Annotated in this window: 15 protein-coding genes, 1 tRNA gene and 1 pseudogene; 2 read left to right on the top strand and 15 right to left on the bottom strand. The window is 62.1% G+C overall.

Annotation, left to right across the window (positions count from 1 at the left end):
• Positions 1–27: 27 nt before the first annotated feature.
• The 4 genes from ACD578_RS07630 to ACD578_RS07615 form a co-directional block, all read right to left on the bottom strand.
• On the bottom strand, positions 28–279 hold the full coding sequence (locus ACD578_RS07630) for a hypothetical protein (RefSeq protein ID WP_404292081.1): 252 nt from the start codon (positions 277–279) through the stop codon (positions 28–30).
• Complete coding sequence (clpA, locus tag ACD578_RS07625) at positions 276–2,741, bottom strand: ATP-dependent Clp protease ATP-binding subunit ClpA (protein ID WP_152710330.1); 2,466 nt, start codon at positions 2,739–2,741, stop codon at positions 276–278. The genes ACD578_RS07630 and clpA overlap by 4 nt, the downstream gene beginning before the upstream one ends.
• 30 nt (positions 2,742–2,771) lie before the next feature.
• The gene (gene clpS, locus ACD578_RS07620; protein WP_404292080.1) at positions 2,772–3,164 is read right to left on the bottom strand and encodes an ATP-dependent Clp protease adapter ClpS; all 393 of its coding nucleotides are present in this window, start codon (positions 3,162–3,164) and stop codon (positions 2,772–2,774) included.
• A gap of 265 nt (positions 3,165–3,429) precedes the next feature.
• Positions 3,430–3,765 carry a phasin family protein gene (locus tag ACD578_RS07615; RefSeq protein ID WP_404292079.1) on the bottom strand — a complete coding sequence of 112 codons (336 nt, stop codon included), beginning with the start codon at positions 3,763–3,765 and terminating at the stop codon, positions 3,430–3,432.
• A gap of 255 nt (positions 3,766–4,020) precedes the next feature.
• Between ACD578_RS07615 and ACD578_RS07610 the strand changes: the two genes are divergently transcribed.
• On the top strand, positions 4,021–5,607 hold the full coding sequence (locus ACD578_RS07610) for an SPOR domain-containing protein (RefSeq protein ID WP_404292078.1): 1,587 nt from the start codon (positions 4,021–4,023) through the stop codon (positions 5,605–5,607).
• A gap of 78 nt (positions 5,608–5,685) precedes the next feature.
• On the opposite strand, the gene ACD578_RS07605 is transcribed toward ACD578_RS07610, so the two are convergent.
• From ACD578_RS07605 to ACD578_RS07580, 6 genes are all read right to left on the bottom strand, one after another.
• Entirely contained in the window at positions 5,686–6,396 is a 711-nt protein-coding gene (locus tag ACD578_RS07605; protein WP_404292077.1) for a DnaJ domain-containing protein, read from the bottom strand.
• 81 nt (positions 6,397–6,477) lie between these two features.
• Positions 6,478–7,185, bottom strand: coding sequence for a glutathione S-transferase N-terminal domain-containing protein (locus tag ACD578_RS07600; protein ID WP_404292076.1), 708 nt, complete (start codon positions 7,183–7,185; stop codon positions 6,478–6,480).
• 95 nt (positions 7,186–7,280) lie between these two features.
• Positions 7,281–7,637: a hypothetical protein gene (locus tag ACD578_RS07595; protein ID WP_404292075.1), complete on the bottom strand. Its 357-nt coding sequence runs from the start codon at positions 7,635–7,637 to the stop codon at positions 7,281–7,283.
• A gap of 79 nt (positions 7,638–7,716) precedes the next feature.
• Positions 7,717–7,977 carry a hypothetical protein gene (locus ACD578_RS07590; protein WP_404292074.1) on the bottom strand — a complete coding sequence of 87 codons (261 nt, stop codon included), beginning with the start codon at positions 7,975–7,977 and terminating at the stop codon, positions 7,717–7,719.
• A gap of 27 nt (positions 7,978–8,004) precedes the next feature.
• Positions 8,005–8,442, bottom strand: a complete 438-nt coding sequence (locus tag ACD578_RS07585; protein WP_404292073.1) for a DUF1489 family protein — start codon at positions 8,440–8,442, stop codon at positions 8,005–8,007.
• A 54-nt stretch (positions 8,443–8,496) separates the two neighbouring features.
• Positions 8,497–10,473 (bottom strand): acetyl/propionyl/methylcrotonyl-CoA carboxylase subunit alpha, encoded by a 1,977-nt coding sequence (locus ACD578_RS07580; protein ID WP_404292072.1) that lies wholly within the window; start codon positions 10,471–10,473, stop codon positions 8,497–8,499.
• A gap of 229 nt (positions 10,474–10,702) precedes the next feature.
• Here ACD578_RS07580 and ACD578_RS07575 point away from each other — a divergent pair, with 229 nt between their 5' ends.
• On the top strand, positions 10,703–12,049 hold the full coding sequence (locus ACD578_RS07575) for an Nramp family divalent metal transporter (protein ID WP_404292071.1): 1,347 nt from the start codon (positions 10,703–10,705) through the stop codon (positions 12,047–12,049).
• Positions 12,050–12,263: 214 nt separating this feature from the next.
• Here the strand turns inward: ACD578_RS07575 and ACD578_RS07570 are convergent, their stop codons facing one another.
• The 5 genes and pseudogenes from ACD578_RS07570 to ACD578_RS07550 all read right to left on the bottom strand — a co-directional run bounded on the left by ACD578_RS07570 (position 12,264) and on the right by ACD578_RS07550 (position 18,196).
• Positions 12,264–14,972: a valine--tRNA ligase gene (locus tag ACD578_RS07570; protein WP_404292070.1), complete on the bottom strand. Its 2,709-nt coding sequence runs from the start codon at positions 14,970–14,972 to the stop codon at positions 12,264–12,266.
• Between the two features lie 150 nt (positions 14,973–15,122).
• Positions 15,123–15,371, bottom strand: coding sequence for a PopZ family protein (locus ACD578_RS07565; RefSeq protein ID WP_404292069.1), 249 nt, complete (start codon positions 15,369–15,371; stop codon positions 15,123–15,125).
• A gap of 464 nt (positions 15,372–15,835) precedes the next feature.
• Positions 15,836–17,304, bottom strand: a pseudogene (locus tag ACD578_RS07560) (TolC family outer membrane protein).
• Positions 17,305–17,436: 132 nt separating this feature from the next.
• Positions 17,437–18,099 carry a protein-L-isoaspartate O-methyltransferase gene (locus ACD578_RS07555; protein ID WP_404292068.1) on the bottom strand — a complete coding sequence of 221 codons (663 nt, stop codon included), beginning with the start codon at positions 18,097–18,099 and terminating at the stop codon, positions 17,437–17,439.
• A 23-nt stretch (positions 18,100–18,122) separates the two neighbouring features.
• Positions 18,123–18,196 (bottom strand) — tRNA-Cys (locus ACD578_RS07550).
• Positions 18,197–18,213: the final 17 nt, after the last annotated feature.

The following is an 18,213-nucleotide window of genomic DNA, read 5'->3' as shown; positions in this document are numbered from 1 at the left end:
GAGAGCTAAGTCTAGACCCGGCTCATCTCAAAGACTGGAGATGATCGCGTCGATCCCTTCCATGATCGCGGCTGGTGATGTGCCGACCGCGTTCAGGCCGATGTTCAGCAGCCAGTAGCAACCGAAAACGATTACCGGCACGAGGATCCAACCGAGGACTTCCTCGAACCATACTCGCCGACGACGACGCAGGTAGCGCTTTTCGCGCCATGACGGCTTCGCCGGAGCGTCCAGGGTCCGGGACGCCTCCAGGGGTCCCTCGTGAATCTCACTCGTCATGCTCTAACCAATGGAACTTTCGGAACGGTGCGGACACCTCCGCCTCCATTACCATCGGATCCCTTCGGTTTCACTGCCTTTTTCGCCTTCGAAGAAGCGGCCTTCGCCTTGGGCTTCTTCTTGGCGGCATTCGTCACATCCTTCTCGGGCTTCGGCTTCACAGGCCCTTCGACGTATTCAAAGCCGAGGCTCTGCAGACCGATGTCGTCCGTCTTGACCACAACGCGCACGGCTCCGCCATCCTTCAGGCGGCCGAAGAGAACCTCGTCCGCGAGCGGTGTCTTGATGGTCGACTGGATCAGGCGGCCCATCGGGCGGGCGCCCATGGCTTCGTCATAACCGTGCTCGACCAGCCAGTCGCGGGCCTCGTCGGTGAGTTCGATCGAGACATTGCGGTCGGCAAGCTGGGCATCGAGCTGCATGACGAACTTGTCGACGACCTTCTGCACCACTTCCTTCGGCAGATGGGCGAAGGAGATGATCGCGTCGAGACGGTTGCGAAACTCGGGCGTGAACAGCTTGTTGACCGCCTCCGTATCGTCCCCCTCACGCTTGGTACGGGTGAAGCCGTAGGCCGGGCGGGCCATGTCGGCGGCCCCCGCATTCGTGGTCATGATGATGATCACGTTGCGGAAATCGACCTGCTTGCCGTTGTGGTCCGTCAGCTTCCCGTGGTCCATGACCTGGAGCAGGATGTTGAACAGATCCGGATGCGCCTTCTCGATCTCGTCGAGCAGGAGCACGCAATGCGGATGCTGATCGACACCGTCGGTCAGGAGACCGCCCTGGTCGAAGCCAACATAGCCGGGAGGCGCGCCGATCAGGCGGCTGACCGTGTGCCGCTCCATATACTCCGACATGTCGAAGCGCAGGAGTTCGACCCCGAGCGACGTCGCAAGCTGCTTGGCCACCTCGGTCTTGCCGACGCCCGTGGGGCCGGCGAACAGGTAGGAGCCGATAGGCTTTTCCGCATCGCGCAGGCCGGCGCGGGCCAGCTTGATCGCCGAGGACAGCGCCTCGATGGCCTTGTCCTGACCGTAAACCACCCGCTTCAGGGTATCCTGCAGGTGCGCGAGCACCTCCGCATCGTCCTTCGACACGGTCTTGGGCGGGATGCGGGCCATGGTGGCGATGGTCGCCTCGATCTCCTTGATGCCGATGGTCTTCTTGCGACGGCCTTCCGGGAGAAGCATCTGCGATGCGCCGGTCTCGTCAATCACGTCGATCGCCTTGTCCGGCAGCTTGCGGTCGTTGATGTAGCGAGCCGACAGTTCCACCGCCGCCTTCACGGCGTCGTTGGTGTACTTCAGCTTGTGGAAGTCCTCGAAATAGGGCTTCAGGCCCTTCACGATCTCGATGGCATCCGGCACTGAAGGCTCGTTGACGTCGATCTTCTGGAAGCGACGCACAAGGGCCCGGTCCTTCTCGAAATACTGGCGGTATTCCTTGTAGGTGGTCGAGCCGATGCAACGAAGGCTGCCCTGAGCCAGGGCGGGCTTCAGGAGGTTCGAAGCATCCATCGCTCCGCCGGAGGTGGCGCCGGCGCCGATCACCGTATGGATCTCATCGATGAACATGATGGCGTTCGGATGCGCCTCGATTTCCTTCATGACCTGCTTCAGGCGCTCTTCGAAGTCGCCGCGATAGCGGGTACCGGCAAGGAGCGTGCCCATGTCGAGGGAGAAGACGGTGGCTCCCTTGAGGACCTCCGGCACTTCGCCCTGGACGATCTTGCGGGCCAGTCCCTCCGCGATGGCGGTCTTGCCGACGCCGGGCTCGCCGACGAGGAGCGGGTTATTCTTCTGGCGGCGGCAGAGAACCTGGATGGTGCGCTGGACCTCCGATTCACGGCCGATCAGCGGATCGATCCGGCCTTCCTTCGCCTTCTTGTTGAGATTGACGCAGTAAGCCTCGAGCGCATCGCCCTTTTTCTTTTGGCGCGCGTCACCCTCGTCCTGCGTCGGACGCTCGGCGGAGGATTCCTCCTCGGATCCGCGCGGGGAGCGGCTTTCCGTGAGACCGGGGCGCTTGGCGATGCCGTGGCTGATGTAGTTGACCGCGTCATAACGGGTCATGTCCTGCTCCTGCAGGAAGTAGGCGGCATGGCTCTCGCGCTCGGCGAAAATGGCCACAAGCACGTTCGCGCCGGTCACCTCGTCGCGGCCGGAGGACTGGACATGGATCACCGCCCGCTGGATCACGCGCTGGAAGCCGGCTGTCGGCTTGGAATCCTGGCGTCCGTCGGCCACGAGATTGGCAAGTTCGCTGTCGACGTATTCGACCAGATTGCGGCGAAGAATTTCGATATCGACATTGCAGGCCCGCATGACGGCCGCAGCATCCTGGTCGTCGATCAGGGCCAGGAGAAGGTGTTCGAGGGTTGCATATTCATGGCGGCGCTCGCCTGCGAGAGCGAGAGCTCGGTGAAGGGCTTGTTCAAGACTGCGAGAAAAGCTCGGCAACGGCTTGTCCTTTTATGAGACGGGGCTCGGCTAATTCTTTTCCATGACACATTGCAGAGGATGCTGGTGCTTCCGAGCGAAATCCATCACCTGGGTCACCTTGGTCTCGGCAATTTCGTATGTAAAAACTCCACATTCCCCCACGCCATTCTGGTGTACGTGCAACATGATCCGGGTCGCATCCTCACGGTTCTTGTTGAAGAACCGCTCCAGCACGTGCACCACGAACTCCATCGGGGTGTAATCATCGTTCAAGAGGAGAACGCGGTAAAGGTTCGGCCGTTTCGTGCGCGGTTTGGTTTTCGTGATGATGGAGGTGTTCGAGCGACCGCCATCGTCGCCCCCAGGGGGCTGTGACCCGCCGGCAGCGGAAATCAGATAAGACTCCGACAGGGTCAAAGTACCTTGAGCTAACCGCAACATAATCGGACGACCGCCCCTTCATCTGTTTTTGGCCTCGGCCTCCGGTCCGTCCTGTTTCGGGCCATCAGCATCAATCCAAATGTATAGTCGCTCCATTCGGTTTGCCAGATCAACCAGATGGGTGGTCGCAGCCTCCAAGAAAAGAGCGACATGTTGGTCACTCCTGCGCGACCGGGAAGCTCAGCTCTGGGCGCATGGCACCCCTAACGCAAAACGCCCGGGACAGGCCCGGGCGCTTCATGAGAGAAGATCTGACGATCCGGCCTCAGGCAGCGGTCGCCTTGGAGAGGAGCCCCTCGTAGGGCTTCATCGTCTCCGTCGCGAGAGCGGAATAGAGCGCCCCCATCTTGGCCGTCTGGCTGACGAGGCTGTCATAGGCGCCTTTTACGAAGGCGGTCTGGATTTCAACAGCCTTGTCGAGGGTCTGCACGCCGAGGAGCTTCTCCACGGTCGCAGAGGTCTGCTCGAACGACTTACGGGCGAAATCCGCCGTCTCGGACGCAATCGTCTGGCTGTTGCTGGAGAAGGCGCCCAGGGCCTTCACGGTGGCATCCAGGTTGTCCTGGCCGAACTTCTGAATCTGGGTAAGCGGCTGAAGCATTGTGAACCTCGGCAATAAGGAGTTAGATGACGGTAAGCGCCGCTGGATAGCTGACGGACCCAATATGTGCAGCGCACAAAAAGTTGTCAAGTTTTATTGTGCAGCGCACAATAATCAAATCGATCGATTCTCCCCCGTTAACCGCCCCGTAACCGCAACCTCTTACCGTCAGGGGATGTGTTGCGCCGGCAACGGTTCCTTCGAGAGAGCCGGGCGCAAGGGCCCAAAAACCAAACGAAACAGGGATTTTGCAGCATGAATTCGGTTAGGATGGGACACCGAAAGACATGGGCTCTGATTGGTATTGTTGCGTCAGTTGCCGTTGCGGTTGCGTCCCCAGCGGAAGCAGCACGCCGTAAGGTAAAGTCGTCCGGTGGTGGTTACAGTCCTCTTTCCGCTTCCATCGTCGTCGATGCAAAGACCGGTAAGATCCTGCAGGGCGAAAACATCGACGAGCCGCGCATCCCGGCCTCGCTCACGAAGGTGATGAGCCTTTACCTGCTGTTCGAGCAGCTTGAACGTGGCCGCATGCGCCCCGACACCCCTCTGACAGTTTCGGCCTATGCAGCAAGCCAGCCGCCAACCAAGCTCGGGGTCCGCCCCGGATCGACCATCGAGGTCGACGATGCAATCAAGGCCATGGTGACCCTCTCCGCCAACGACGTTTCTGTCGTGGTCGCCGAGAACATCGCCGGCTCCGAAGATGCCTTCGCCCAGATGATGACCCGCAAGGCCAGGGAGCTCGGGATGAGCTCGACGGCGTTCTACAACCCGCACGGCCTGCCGCATGAGCCGCCAAATATCACAACCGCCCGCGACCTGTCCGTCCTCGGCCGCGCGATCCAGGACCGTTTCCCGAAGTACTTCGCCTATTTCCAGACCCGCTCGTTCCAGTACGGCAGCCGCACCATCCGGGGCCATAATCGGCTGCTCGGAAAGGTCGAGGGCGTGGACGGCATCAAGACCGGCTATACCCGCCTCTCCGGCTTCAACCTGCTGACCTCGGTCAACACCGACACCCGCAGCATTGTCGGCGTGGTGCTCGGCGGCCGCTCCGGCGCTTCCCGTGACCAGAAGATGGCTGCTCTCATCGACGATCATCTGCCCCGCGCCTATGCGGGCGCTCGGACTGCGCCTGCCGTATTCGAGAACCAGCCTGCCCTGGTGGCTGAGGCCCCGGCTCCGCGCCTGGTCGAGACCGCTCCCGTTGCGGCTCCTGTGAAAGTGGCTTCGGCCACCCCGCAGGCTCCCGTTGCACAGGCCTCGACACCTCAGGCTGCGCCCGAGCGTAAGCCGCTCGACCTGAACACCTTGCGGCCGGTGGTCGCCTCGGCTTCGGGCGCCAGTTCGACCACCACTCCCTCCTCCGTGCGGTGGCAGAAGGGCCAGGAGCCGCTGCCGCTGAACGCTCAGGCCTACGCCGCTCTGCCGTCTCCGGCTCAGATCCCGGTCTCTCAGAAAGCTGCTCTGCAGGCCAAGATCGAGGCAAAGGCCGTCGAGCCCGCGCCGGCCACGACCACCGCTGCGGTGACCAAGACAGCCTCCCTCAAGGCTGAAGCTCCCAAGGCCGAGGCGGCCGAGCCCAAGAAGGTCGTGACCGGCTGGGTGATCCAGCTCGGTGCCACGGATGACGAGGACAAGGCCAAGGCCATGCTCGACTCGGCCCGCGGCCGCTTCGGCAAGGTCCTCGGAAAGGCCTCGCCCTTCACTGAGAAGGTGACCGTCGACGGCAGCACGCTTTACCGCGCCCGCTTCTCCGGCTTCTCCGAATCCAATGATGCAGCCAGTGCCTGCAAGCAGCTCAAGAAAGGCGGCGTGAACTGCTTCGCCTCGCGTGGCTGACCTGATGTAGAGAACTCTGCGACGGTGCGTGTGTTTGTGCCGTCGCAGCTTGAAGCAAACCGGATCGCGCGTGGAGTATCAGCGATGTCGGCCCAACAAGACTTCTCTCGCCTCGTTTACGCGAGCCGCGAGATACGCCGTCCCTCCCTGGTCGGGATGGAGCTTCTTCATCAGCGTCCGATGCGCTTTTCGGACCTCGTCGAGGCTCGCACCAGGCTGAAGCCCCAGGATCTGATAGGCTTCTTCTTTCGTCATTACGCCCGAATGCGCATGGGTGCGCGTCCGCGTGTCGCGATCTCCCTGAGCGTTTTCACGCCAGCCGGAAAACCGGCGATCAAGATAAGCCTCTAGGAGAGGAATGCCCTGGGGATCATGGGCGCAGCATTCGTCATAGAGACGACTCAAGCTCTGCGGGTCCAGGCTCGAGAGGCGGCGCCCCGCGAGAGCTCCCACCAGGATGCTGCCTTCGACAGCGCCGGTCGCGTGGTCGATCTCCATCTCGATCATGGCTGACCGGATGCGGGAAAAACGGCCGGTCTTCTGCTGGAATTTCCGCCAGGGCCCGGGAAGATTCAGGGCGTTCCAGCCCAGCGCCCAGGCTCCGAAGCCGCCGAGCAGAAGGGCCATGTCGAAGCGCCCCTTGATGCCTAGAAGCACAGCGGCACCCAACGCGGCGACACCGGCCACGGCCTTGAGGCTTTTCGCCAGAGCCTGGGTATCAGTGCGCGTGTAAGCCTTGGCAAGCCACCACAGAAGGGCGACCGCCACAATTCCAAGAAGCAGCATCATCGTTTTCTTCCCCACCCCAACATGTGGGCCGGGATGGGGCGGATGTAAATTGGCAGCTTGAAGAATGCCGGCGGCGAAGGGCTATTCAGGCCGCTTCGGACTATCGAGGCCGCGCTGGACGGCAGGGCGAGCCAGGCCGCGTTCCAGCCAGACCGGGACATGTTTCAGGCTGTCGAAGTCCACGAGCTCGCCCGCGCCGTAGAATCCGACCAGGTTGCGGACCCAGCCGAGCAGAGAGATGTCGGCAATGGTGTAGTCCTCGCCCATGATCCAGTCGCGACCCTCGAGTCTTGTCTCCAGCACGCCGAGCAGGCGCTTGGATTCGTTCCGGTAGCGTTCGAGCGGGCGCTTGTCCTCGATCTCCCGACCGGCGAACTTGTGGAAGAAGCCGAGCTGGCCGAACATCGGCCCCACTGCCGCCATCTGGAAGAACACCCATTGGATAGTCTCGTAGCGCCGCGCCGGATCGGACGGCAGGAGCTTTCCGGTCTTCTCGGCGAGGTACAGGAGGATCGCACCGGATTCGAACAGAGGCAGCGGTTTGCCGCCCGGCCCATTAGGATCGATGATGGACGGGATCTTTCCGTTCGGGTTCAGCGAGAGGAATTCCGGCGTCCAGGTCTCGTTCTGGCCGATATTGATGAAATGCGGCTCGTAGGGAAGTTCGGTCTCCTCCAGCATGATGGAGACCTTGACGCCATTGGGCGTGGGCGTGGAATAGAGCTGGATCCGGTCGGGATGCCGGGCCGGCCAGCGGGTCGCAATCGGGAAGGCTGAGAGATCGGCCATGGAAACTCCATCATCGGTGTGAGTCGTGATGGAGCAATGCTAGAGGGACAGTCTCTGCTTGCAAACGCGAAGCTCAGGACTGTCCCAATCAAGTTTCAGTGCAGCAATCCGGCCCGGCTGCGCTGGCTTTCCCGTTCCCAGGCCTGGACAACGATGCCGTTGATGCCGGAATCGTGGAGCCTATCGCTCAGATCGATGAAATGGCGTTCGGTTGCTTCGACATCGAATTCGATCTGCTCGTCTTCGGCATGTTCGAGTTCCGATGCAGCGTAGCGCTCGTAGGCGGCCGACATCTCGGCATAGGCAAAGGCCACGGGAAGAGTGCGGAAGATGGTGGAGAATTCCTCGTCCAGCTCGCCGGTCATCAGATCGCGCATTTGGACAAGATAGCCGTCGTCATGCTCGCAGACCTCATAACGCCAGTGCCGGCCTTCGGATGCACACATCAGCATCGGAACCTCCACTCAACTGTACTGCTGAGCCAATGCTATTCGAGGCAGCGCGGTTCCAGGATGATCCCCAGCAAAAAGTCTAACGGCGCCCCGTGACTTCCGCCCGAACACGGCCACCGATCCGCACCTGCGTGCCGTTCCCCAAATCGATAAAGCCCTGACTTGCCCTGAGGGTATCCTGCCTCTCAGCCTCCATCCGGCGGTCCTGGAAACGATCCCTGCATTCCGGCGGGACTTGGACGCGCACGCCTGGAGGCACGTCAGGCATGCGGCACTCTTTCGCAAGCGCAGGACCAATTGCGACAATCAGAAGAGCGACAATCGCGGATAGAAGCCTCATCGAACCATCTCCAAAGATTCACATAGGTTATAGAAGGCCCAACTCAGCCAGTTCCCGGCGCATGTCTTCCGGCATTTTGGCAAGATCGCCTGCTTTCAGGTCGATGTCACGCGGAGCCTCCTTGGCGACCAGATAGCGCCAGCCCTGGAATGGCCTGTAGGGGCGCGGCTCGATGGCAACCACCTTCGGCTCCAGCACCAGATGGCAGCGGCCGATGCCGTCGGCATCGGTGAAGGGCCGAACGGCCAGCAGCATCTGGCGAGCCGCAACGTGCCCCTTGATCACCCAGAACAAGGAGCCGCCATCGAGCAACTCGTCGACGCGCTTGGGCACCATGCGGGTCGTGTGCGTCTGCTCATAATCGTGCCCAAGGCGCCGATGCAGCGCGCGGTTCTCCTCGATCCACTCTTCGAGATCCGTAATCGAGTCGCAGCCGACGCAGAGTTTGATCAGGTGAAGTGTCATATCCGTTTTCAACCATGCACCTGCCGGCTCTGTCATCCGGCGATGCGCCGCAGGTTAGTCCTCCGTCTTGAGCACGATCAGGCGTGCCCCTTCCGCCACCTGCGCCCCCGGCTCGGCGGCGATCTCCGCCACCTCGGCATTGGAGGACGCTACCAGCACATGCTCCATCTTCATCGCTTCGACAATGGCGAGGCGCTGACCTTTCTCGACCCGGTCGCCCGGCTGCACGAAGATCGCGATGAGCTTGCCGTGCATCGGCGCCTTGACCGTACCACCCTCGTCCATGTGTTCGAGATCGACATCGAACGGATCATAGGGCTGCACGAGCGTCTGGCGTCCATGGCGGAGAATGTACACGCCGTGCGGTGCATCCACCTCGCGGTCGATCTCCGCATCGGCCCAGGGATCGCTTTCACCAAAAGCAACGGTGCTCGCGCCATGATGCTCGCGGCTGAACACCTCGCGGGCCTCGACGCGCTCGCCGTCGACACGCAGCGGCACGCCGACGCTGCGAAGTCCCAGAAGCTGGAAGCCATCCGGCATGGACCAGGGCGATGACGGCTCATCGCTTTTTTGCAGTTCGGCCATGCGCAGCCGCTCGATCTCCCGTGAGATGAGCGCGGATGCGCCGAAAGACACGGCGACCTCGTCAATCGGCTGAGGTCCGACCCCGAGGCTCGCGATGTTGCGGTCGATGAAGCCGGTATCGAACGGCCCCGCCCTGAAGCCCTCGGCTTCGCAGAGCTTCTTCAGGAAAGCTGCATTGGTCTTAGGACCTGCGACGATCGTTTGCCCGAGCGCATCGGCCAGCTTGTCCAAGGCCTCCTCGCGGGTCGCGCCGTGCGCGATAACCTTCGCGATCATGGGATCGTAATAGGGCGTGACCTCGGCGCCGGCTTCGACACCGGTATCGATGCGGATACCCTCGCTTTCCGGGAATTCAAGAGCCCAGAGCCTGCCCGTCGAAGGCAGAAATTCCTTTTCCGGATCCTCCGCATAGAGGCGTGCCTCTACCGCGTGTCCGTCGATGGTGAGATCGTCCTGTGAGAAAAGCAGCGTTTCGCCGGACGCGACGCGGAACTGCAGTTCCACCAGATCGAGCCCCGTGATCGCTTCCGTTACGGGATGCTCCACCTGCAGACGGGTGTTCATTTCCATGAAATAGAAGCGGTCGGGACGAAGGCCCTCCCGACCGTCGGCGATGAATTCGACAGTGCCCGCACCGACATAGCCGACCGCGCGGGCTGCTTCGACCGCAGCCTGCCCCATCACCTGGCGCATATCGGGGGTCATGCCGGGAGCCGGTGCCTCTTCGATCACCTTCTGATGGCGGCGCTGGAGCGAGCAGTCGCGCTCGAAGAGATGCACCACGTTGCCGTGGCCGTCGGCGAAGACCTGGATCTCGATATGGCGCGGCGCGAGGATGTATTTTTCCACCAGCACCCGTGGATCGCCGAAGGAATTCTGCGCCTCGCGCTGGGCGCTTTCGAGCGCCGCGTCGAAATCGGCCGCTTTCTCAACCCGCCTCATGCCCTTGCCGCCGCCGCCGGCGACGGCCTTGATGAGAACCGGATAGCCGATCTCATAAGCCTTCTGGCGCAAGAAACCCGGATCCTGCTTGGAGCCATGATAACCAGGCACGACCGGCACGCCCGCCTGCTGCACGAGCGTCTTGGCCGCGTCCTTCAAGCCCATGGCCCTGATTGCGGAGGCCGGCGGCCCGACGAAGACGATGCCGTTCGCCGCACAGGCCTCGGCGAACTCGGCCCGCTCCGAGAGAAAGCCGTAACCGGGATGGATGGAGGCTGCCTTTGTGCGCTTGGCGACCTCGATGATCCTGTCGATCCGGAGATAGCTCTCGCGGGCCGGAGGAGGACCTATGAGGTGGGCCTCGTCCGCCATCTGCACGAAGAGCGCGCCGGCGTCGGCCTCCGAATAGACCGCGATCGTGCGCATCCCCAGCTGCCTGGCGGTGCGGATGATGCGGCACGCGATCTCGCCGCGATTGGCAATCAGAACACTCTCGAGCATTTCCATCCCTTACCAGATTTTCTCGTCCGGGTTTTGGGAACCTAGAGCAAACCTGAAGCCACTTGTCACGCATCAACAGGAGGATTGAAACTCGCCTTCGTCATGTTGCTGCCGCCACCGGACCAAAGTCGAGGCATCTCTCTGCAACTCTGTACAATACCCTCTTGTCGGATCGCTCTTTCCAGGTTAGCCTCTAATTGCAAATGGTTCGCAACTGCAGAAAGAGCCCATGGATCAGCCCGCTCCCATCTCCCTCGTGCAGAAGGCCGCTTGGCGGAACTCCCGAGATCTGCCCTCCCTGCCGGAGGTGAATCGCTCGATCGCGGTGCGGCCGGGATCCGTGTGGAGGCGTGCTGCGGCCTTCCTAGGCCCCGGGTATCTGGTAGCGGTGGGCTACATGGACCCGGGCAACTGGGCGACCTCCATCGCGGGCGGCTCGAAATACGGCTATGCCCTGCTCTCGGTAGCGTTGATCTCCAACATCATGGCGATCATTCTGCAGTCTCTCTGTGCACGCTTGGCGGTCGCCACGGGCAGGGATCTCGCCCAGGCCTGCCGGGACGCCTATCCGAAGCCGGTCGCCTGGGGCCTGTGGCTTCTCGCGGAGCTTGCCATTTGCGCCACGGACCTCGCGGAGGTGATCGGCACGGCCATCGGCCTTAATCTCCTCTTCGGGATCCCGCTTGAGATCGGCGTCATCATCACGGCGCTCGACGTGTTCCTGATCCTGTATCTGCAGAATCTCGGCTTCCGCTGGGTCGAGGCCTTCATCATCACCCTGCTCGGCGTAATTGCCGTGTGCTTCGGCATCCAGATCGGCATGGCCGATCCGGATTGGGCCGGCGTGATCACCGGCTTTGCCCCGACGACCGACATCGTCACCAATCCCGACATGCTCTATCTCGCGCTCGGCATCCTGGGCGCGACGGTCATGCCGCATAACCTCTACCTGCATTCAGGCATTGTGCAGACCCGCGCCTATGGCGACACGCTGACGGAGCGGCGCGAGGCCCTGCGCTTCGCAACGCTCGACTCGACCATCGCCCTGATGTTCGCGCTGACGATCAACGCGTCCCTTCTCATCCTCGCGGCCGCGGCCTTTCACCACACGGGCCGGTCGGAAATCGCAGAGCTCGGCGAAGCCCATACTCTCCTCCAGCCGATCCTCGGCAGCGCCATCGCGCCGATGCTCTTCGGCCTGTCGCTCCTGTGCTGCGGCTTGAACTCGACGGTGACGGCGACCATGGCGGGCCAGATCGTCATGGAGGGCTTCATCAACTTCAGGATGGCACCTTGGATGCGCCGCCTCATCACGCGCGGCATCGCCATCATTCCCGCCGCAGGCGTCACCATTGCCTATGGCGAGGGCGGCACGGCGAAACTCCTGATCCTGAGCCAGGTGATCCTGAGCCTTCAACTGCCCTTCGCCGTCATTCCGCTCGTCACCATGACCGCCTCGAAGAGCAAGATGGGCGCCCTCGTCACGCCGCGCTGGCTCACCGCCATTGCGGGCTTGGTTGCCGCTGTGATCGTGGTACTGAACGTGAAGCTCTTGCTGGATTTCGTGATCGGGTGAGCGGCCTTAGCGCATCGTGCGGAACCAGAGGTCGGCGTCACCGAAAAGTGGGCCCGGGTTTCCACGCCAAACGATGCGCCGCTTGAGGATGAGCCTCACGCTCGCGTCATGGCCGGGCTTGTCCCGTCCATCCTGACTTGAAGGGCGGACGCGCTTTTCTCCATCGAGATCACCAGCACAAGGCCGGTGATCTCGTGTGTATAGACAGACTGCCTTAAGCGTCTTTCAGACGGCCCAACGCCTCATCCATTTTCGCCTTGCGGGTCAGCGCCTCCTCGCGGCGTTCGCGCTGCTCCTCGACGACTTCCTCAGGTGCGCGCTTAATGAAATCCGCATTCCCGAGCTTGGCGTCGATCTTGCCGACTTCCACGTCGAGCTTCTGAATCTCCTTGGCGAGGCGCGCGCGCTCGGCGTCGAGATCGATCACACCCTCCAGCGGCAGAGCCGCCACTTCACCGCGGATGAGGAGCTGGATCGAGCTCTTCGGAGCGGCATCGGCGTAGGAGATGTCCGAGATGCGCGCGAGGCGCCGCACGATATCGCCCCAGCGCTCGGCACGGGCCTTCACATCCGCAGAGGATGCGACGAGCACGAGCGGGATCTGCGCGCCGGCCGGCACGTTCGTCTCGGAACGCGCGGAACGGATCTCGGTGACGAGATCCACCACCCAGCCGATCTCGGCCTCCGCCTGCGGATCGATCAGATCGTCGAGGTTCGACCAGGGTGCAAGCGCCAGGATCGTCTCACGCTTCGGACCCTCCTGCCCCTTCACCTCCCACAGCTCCTCCGTGAGGAACGGCATGATAGGATGCAGGAGCTTGCAGATCTCGTCGAGGATGAAGGCGATCGTCGCGCGAGTCTCATCCTTTGCCGGCGAATCCGCTCCCTGCAGCACCGGCTTGGAGAGTTCGAGCGTCCAGTCGCAGAACACGTTCCACACGAAGCGGTAGGCAGCACCCGCAGCTTCGTTGAACTTGTAGCTCTGGATGCCTGAAGCGACTTCGTTGATCGCCTTGGCGCATTCGCTGAGCGCCCATTTGTTGAGCGTCTCCTTCACCGACTTCGGATCGAAGCCGGCGACGCGCCTGCACTCGTTCATCTCGGCAAAGCGAGCCGCGTTCCAGATCTTGGTTGCGAAGTTACGGTAGTTCTCGACGCGCTGAACCGACAGCTTGATGTCGCGCCCCTGCGCCGCCATCGAGGTCAGCGTCATGCGCAGCGCGTCCGCGCCGTACTGCTCCACCACGTCGAGCGGATCGATGACGTTGCCCTTCGACTTCGACATCTTCGCGCCCTTCTCGTCACGAACAAGGGCGTGGATATAGACCGTGTCGAACGGCACTTCGTCCATGAAATGCAGGCCCATCATCATCATACGGGCAACCCAGAAGAAGATGATGTCGAAGCCGGTGACGAGGGTATTGGTCGGATAATAGCGCTTCAGCTCCGGAGCATCGTCCGGCCAGCCGAGGGTCGAGAATGGCCACAGCGCCGAGGAGAACCAGGTGTCGAGCACGTCCTCGTCACGCGTGAGCGCCACGTCTCGGCCATTCCTCTCGCGCGCTTCGGCCTTGGCCTCATCCTCGCTCATGGCGACGTAGACGTTGCCCTGATCATCATACCAGGCCGGGATCTGGTGTCCCCACCAGAGCTGGCGCGAGACGCACCAAGGCTCTATGTTCTCGAGCCATTGGAAGTAGGTCTTTTCCCAGTTCTCGGGCACGAACTTGGTCTGACCCTTGCGCACGGCCCCGAGGGCACGCTCCGCAAGCGGCTTCACGTTCACATACCATTGGTCCGTGAGATAGGGCTCGATCACCACGTTCGAGCGATCGCCATGCGGCACGGTGTGAGCGTGCGGCTCGATCTGGACGAGGATCTCACGCTCCTCCAGCATCAGGACGATGCGCTGGCGCGCCTCGAAACGGCCGACACCGTCGAGGGCCATCACGGCCTTGAGATCGTCAGCCTGCTCAAGGCCTTCCAGGAAGGCTTCGTTACCGGCGAGTGCAAGTTGAGCCTCGGTTCCGAAGATGTTGATGAGCGGCAGCTTGTGGCGCTTGCCGACCTCGAAATCGTTGAAATCGTGCGCCGGCGTGATCTTCACCGCGCCGGTGCCCTTCTCCGGGTCGGAATACTCGTCAGCCACGATGGGGATGCGGCGGCCGACCAGCGGCAGGATGGCGAACTTGCCGACCAGATCCTTGTAGCGCTCGTCTTCAGGATGAACGGCCACGGCCACGTCGCCGAGCATCGTCTCGGGACGGGTGGTGGCCACCGTGATGGAGCGGTCGGGCATGCCGTCGATGCCATAGCGGATGTGCCAGAGATTGCCCTTCACCTCGACCTGCTGAACTTCCAGGTCCGAGATCGCGGTCTGGAACTTGGGGTCCCAGTTCACGAGGCGCTTGTCCTTGTAGATCAGTCCCTGCTTGTAGAGATCGACGAAGACCTTCAGGACGGCGCGGGACAGGCCCTCGTCCATAGTGAAGCGCTCGCGCGACCAGTCGCAGGAAGCGCCGAGGCGCTTGAGCTGGCGCACGATGGTGCCGCCGGACTCCTCCTTCCACTCCCAGACCCGCTTCACGAACTCCTCACGGCCGAGGTCACGGCGCTGGATCTGGCGCTCGGCGAGTTGGCGCTCGACGACCATCTGTGTGGCGATGCCTGCATGGTCCATGCCCGGCTGCCAGAGCACGTCCTTGCCCCGCATGCGCTCGAAGCGGCAGAGAATGTCCTGGATCGTGTTGTTGAGGGCGTGCCCCATGTGGAGCGAGCCGGTCACGTTCGGCGGCGGAATGACGATCGTGTAGGGTACGGCGTCCTTGCGATCCGCGCGGCCGGCTCTGAAGGCTTCAGCCTCTTCCCAGCGGGTGGAAATGCGTGCTTCGACAGCGGAGGGATCGAACGTCTTGTCCATCATGATGAATACCGGTCTTTTGGCGCGAGAAACGCACAAGCAAGACGGCTACAAACCGGACGGATCGGTCGAAGTCAACAGAGGGGCGACAATCTGGGCGCAACGGGCTTCAAAAGTGGCCAGCCCCTCCCCAGGAGGCGCTCATTCGAGGACCTAGCCCCGGCTGCGGGTCACGCGTTCGATTTCATCCCGCACCAGCCGCTCGACCAGAGAAGGAAGATTGTCATTGAGCCATGCCTTCAGCATGGGACGCAGCATCTCCTTCATGAGATCGTCGACGGTCTGAGGCTGGCTTGGCTTCAAGGAAGCACTGAGAAGGTCGAAGGCGCCGGAAACCGAGGCGCTGGTCTCGTTCGAGATGAGGACCCCGGCGGCTGCGTGCTCGACCGGCGCAGCTATCACCGGCGAAGATTCACGGGAAGATTCACGGACGGCAATCGGTGCAGGAATTCGCTCAGCCCGCTCGGCAGGAATATGGCGATCCTCCACGATGTCGTCTTCGGAATGTGTATCGACTGCCAGGGCCTCCCCCGGCTCCAGGGACCAAGCACCGACTCGTTGGGACTTGGGGCAATCAGCGGAGACACATGAAGCTCGGCAATGTCGAGGACATTGCTCAGAGGCGAGGAGCTCGGCTCATCAGGCTCGGAGGATCGCAGCGCGTCATCGTCAGAGATGATACGCCGGATGGAAGCCAAAATTTCTTCCATCGATGGCTCATTAACCTTCAGGCCCGCAGAACCCATAGCCGCATCCAAATTAAAATACGCAAGAATCACATTCGAATGAATGTAAATGAAGTATTTTACGCAACCTTAAAGAAAACAAGCGGGGCCAGAACTTTTTGGTTCTGGCCCCGAAACTTATCAACGGCCGTCAGGCGTGCTCGTACCGACCCAAAGATCTTTGACCTGATCGTAATGGATCTTCGGGCTGTAGTGGTTGACCTTGAGGCCGAGCGCCCGTGAGTTGAGGCGGCCCATCGCATTGACGAGGCTGTAGGAGGCCACCACGCGGTCGCGCTGGGCCGTGATGAGATTCACGCGAGCATTCAGCAATTCTTGCTGCGCGTTCAGTACGTCGAGGGTCGTACGCTGACCGACTCGGGCCTCTTCACGCACACCGCTGAGCGCAGTCTCGGCGGCATCGATCTGGGCCTGGGCGGCGACGATCTGAGCGCGGGCCGCCTCCAGACGTCCCCAAGACGAGCTGACGGCGGCGCGAACCTGATCGCGCACGGAATCGGCTTCGAGGCGGCGCTGACCGGCCGTTTCCTTGGCTTGGCGCGTCGCGGCATAGGCCTGACCACCTTCGTAGATCGGCACGGTCAGTCGAGCGACCACAGAAGCCGAAAGTGCGGCGTCGCCCCCTGCTGCCGGTCGTAGCGCTGGTCGACGGCGCCGGCGACACCCAGCTGGGGAGCAAGGGCGCCCTGCTCAATCTTCACCTGCAGCTCGGCCACATCGACAGCGTGCTGGCGCGCCTTGATGGCTGGATGTTCGTTAAGGCCGGCCTTCAGAGCAGCATCGACATTGCGCGGCGTCAGACGGTCCAGAGGACGCCCAGGCGCCAATTGGGCAGGTTCGACACCAACGACTTGGCGATAGGTAGCAATGCTGTTGCGCAGGGTCGCCTCGGCCAAGCTGGCCTCGGACCGCGCGGCCGCGAGACGGGCTTCAGCCTGGGCAACGTCCGTCCGGGTGACCTCGCCGACGTTGAAGCGATCCTGGGTCTGACGCAGCTGCTCATCGATGACCTCGACGTTGTTGCGCTGCAGGTCGAGAATGGCCGTGTCCCGCAGAACGTCCATATAGGCCGTCGCGGCGTCGAGCAGGATGCTCTGCTCGGTGCTGTTCAGGGATTCCCGCGAACCGAGAACGGAGGATTCCGCCGCACGGACCCGGTTCTGGGTCCGAAACCCATCGAAAATTGTCTGATTGAGCTCAACGCCGACCCCGCGCGGGTTCAGCGCACTTCGAGTGGTCGTGTTCGCCGAGAACCGCGATGACGGTGTCTCGGCCGACACCCAGCTCCTGCCGGCGTCGGCGGTTGCATTGATCGTCGGCCGGTAGCCTGACTTGGCCTGCGCGACCGTCTCGTCCGTCGCTCGGACATTCGCCCGCTGAGCATTCAAATCCGGATTGTTGCCATAAGCCCGCGCCAAAGCGCTTTCCAAGGTCTCGGCCGACACTCCGCCAAGGCCCGCCAGCACGAACACCGAGGTCATAGCCCCGAAGAGCAAGCGATACGTCTTCCTGGAATGCTTCTTCTTCACGCGCACCTGCCTAGCGACCAATACGGAACAACCGCAAGAGCCGCCGTTTTCAGAAACCACTACGACTCAAAGCGCAACAATACCCGAGGGAACAGAGTCGGCAACAACGCGTTGGGGTCGACTCGATTTTAGCTTGGGAGTGGCGCAAAAAAGCGACACCACCAATCGAGGAAATTAAGGATCTGGAAGGAATTAGAACGTGAAACCCGGCGTCTGAACGAACGGCCCCAGGAGAGGCGCCGCAGCTTCGAACAGGCTACGCTCGCCAATGGCATCGCCGGAGCGGACATACAGCATCGCCCGAGCGGCACGTCCCCGCCCCTTCACGCACACGAGGCGGCCGCCCTCGGCCAGCTGCTGAAGGAGCCCTTCAGGACGAACCTCGACGGAGCCGTTCACCACAATGGCGTCATAGGGAGCGTGGGCGGCATAGCCCTCCTCGAGAGGTCCCGTCACGACCATGACATCGCCGGCACCGGCCGCATTCAGGCAGTGCCTGGCAGCAGCGGCAAGAGCCTCATCCGATTCAAGGGCCGTCACTTGCGTACCGAGTCTATGAAGGACAGCCGAGGCGTAGCCACGGCCACAGGCAACGTCGAGGATCTTTTCCCCCGCATCGATCTCGAGCGCCTGGATCAGGCGGCCGAGGATCATCGGGGAGAGCATATAGCGGGTCTCACCGCTGTCACTGACGAGGATATCCTGATCGATATAGGCAAGACCTTCGCGGCCTGGCAGCACGAAAAGCTCTCTCGGAACGCTGTCCATGGCATCCAGGAGAGGCATGTCGTTCACATCGAAAGTGCGCAGCTGGCCATCAACCATCATGCGGCGCGCTTGGGTGAAATCGACCATGGATAGTGCCTTCAGAATTTTGTTGGAGGCCTCGCCCGGAATCGAACCGGGGTGCAAGGATTTGCAGTCCTCTGCGTAACCACTCCGCCACGAGGCCATCCGGGGCGTGTCACG

The sequence above is a fragment of the Microvirga sp. RSM25 genome (assembly GCF_044784385.1).
Lineage (GTDB): Bacteria > Pseudomonadota > Alphaproteobacteria > Rhizobiales > Beijerinckiaceae > Microvirga > Microvirga tunisiensis.
The sequence above is the reverse complement of the archived record's forward strand: the minus strand, read 5'-3'. Positions and strand labels throughout refer to the sequence as shown.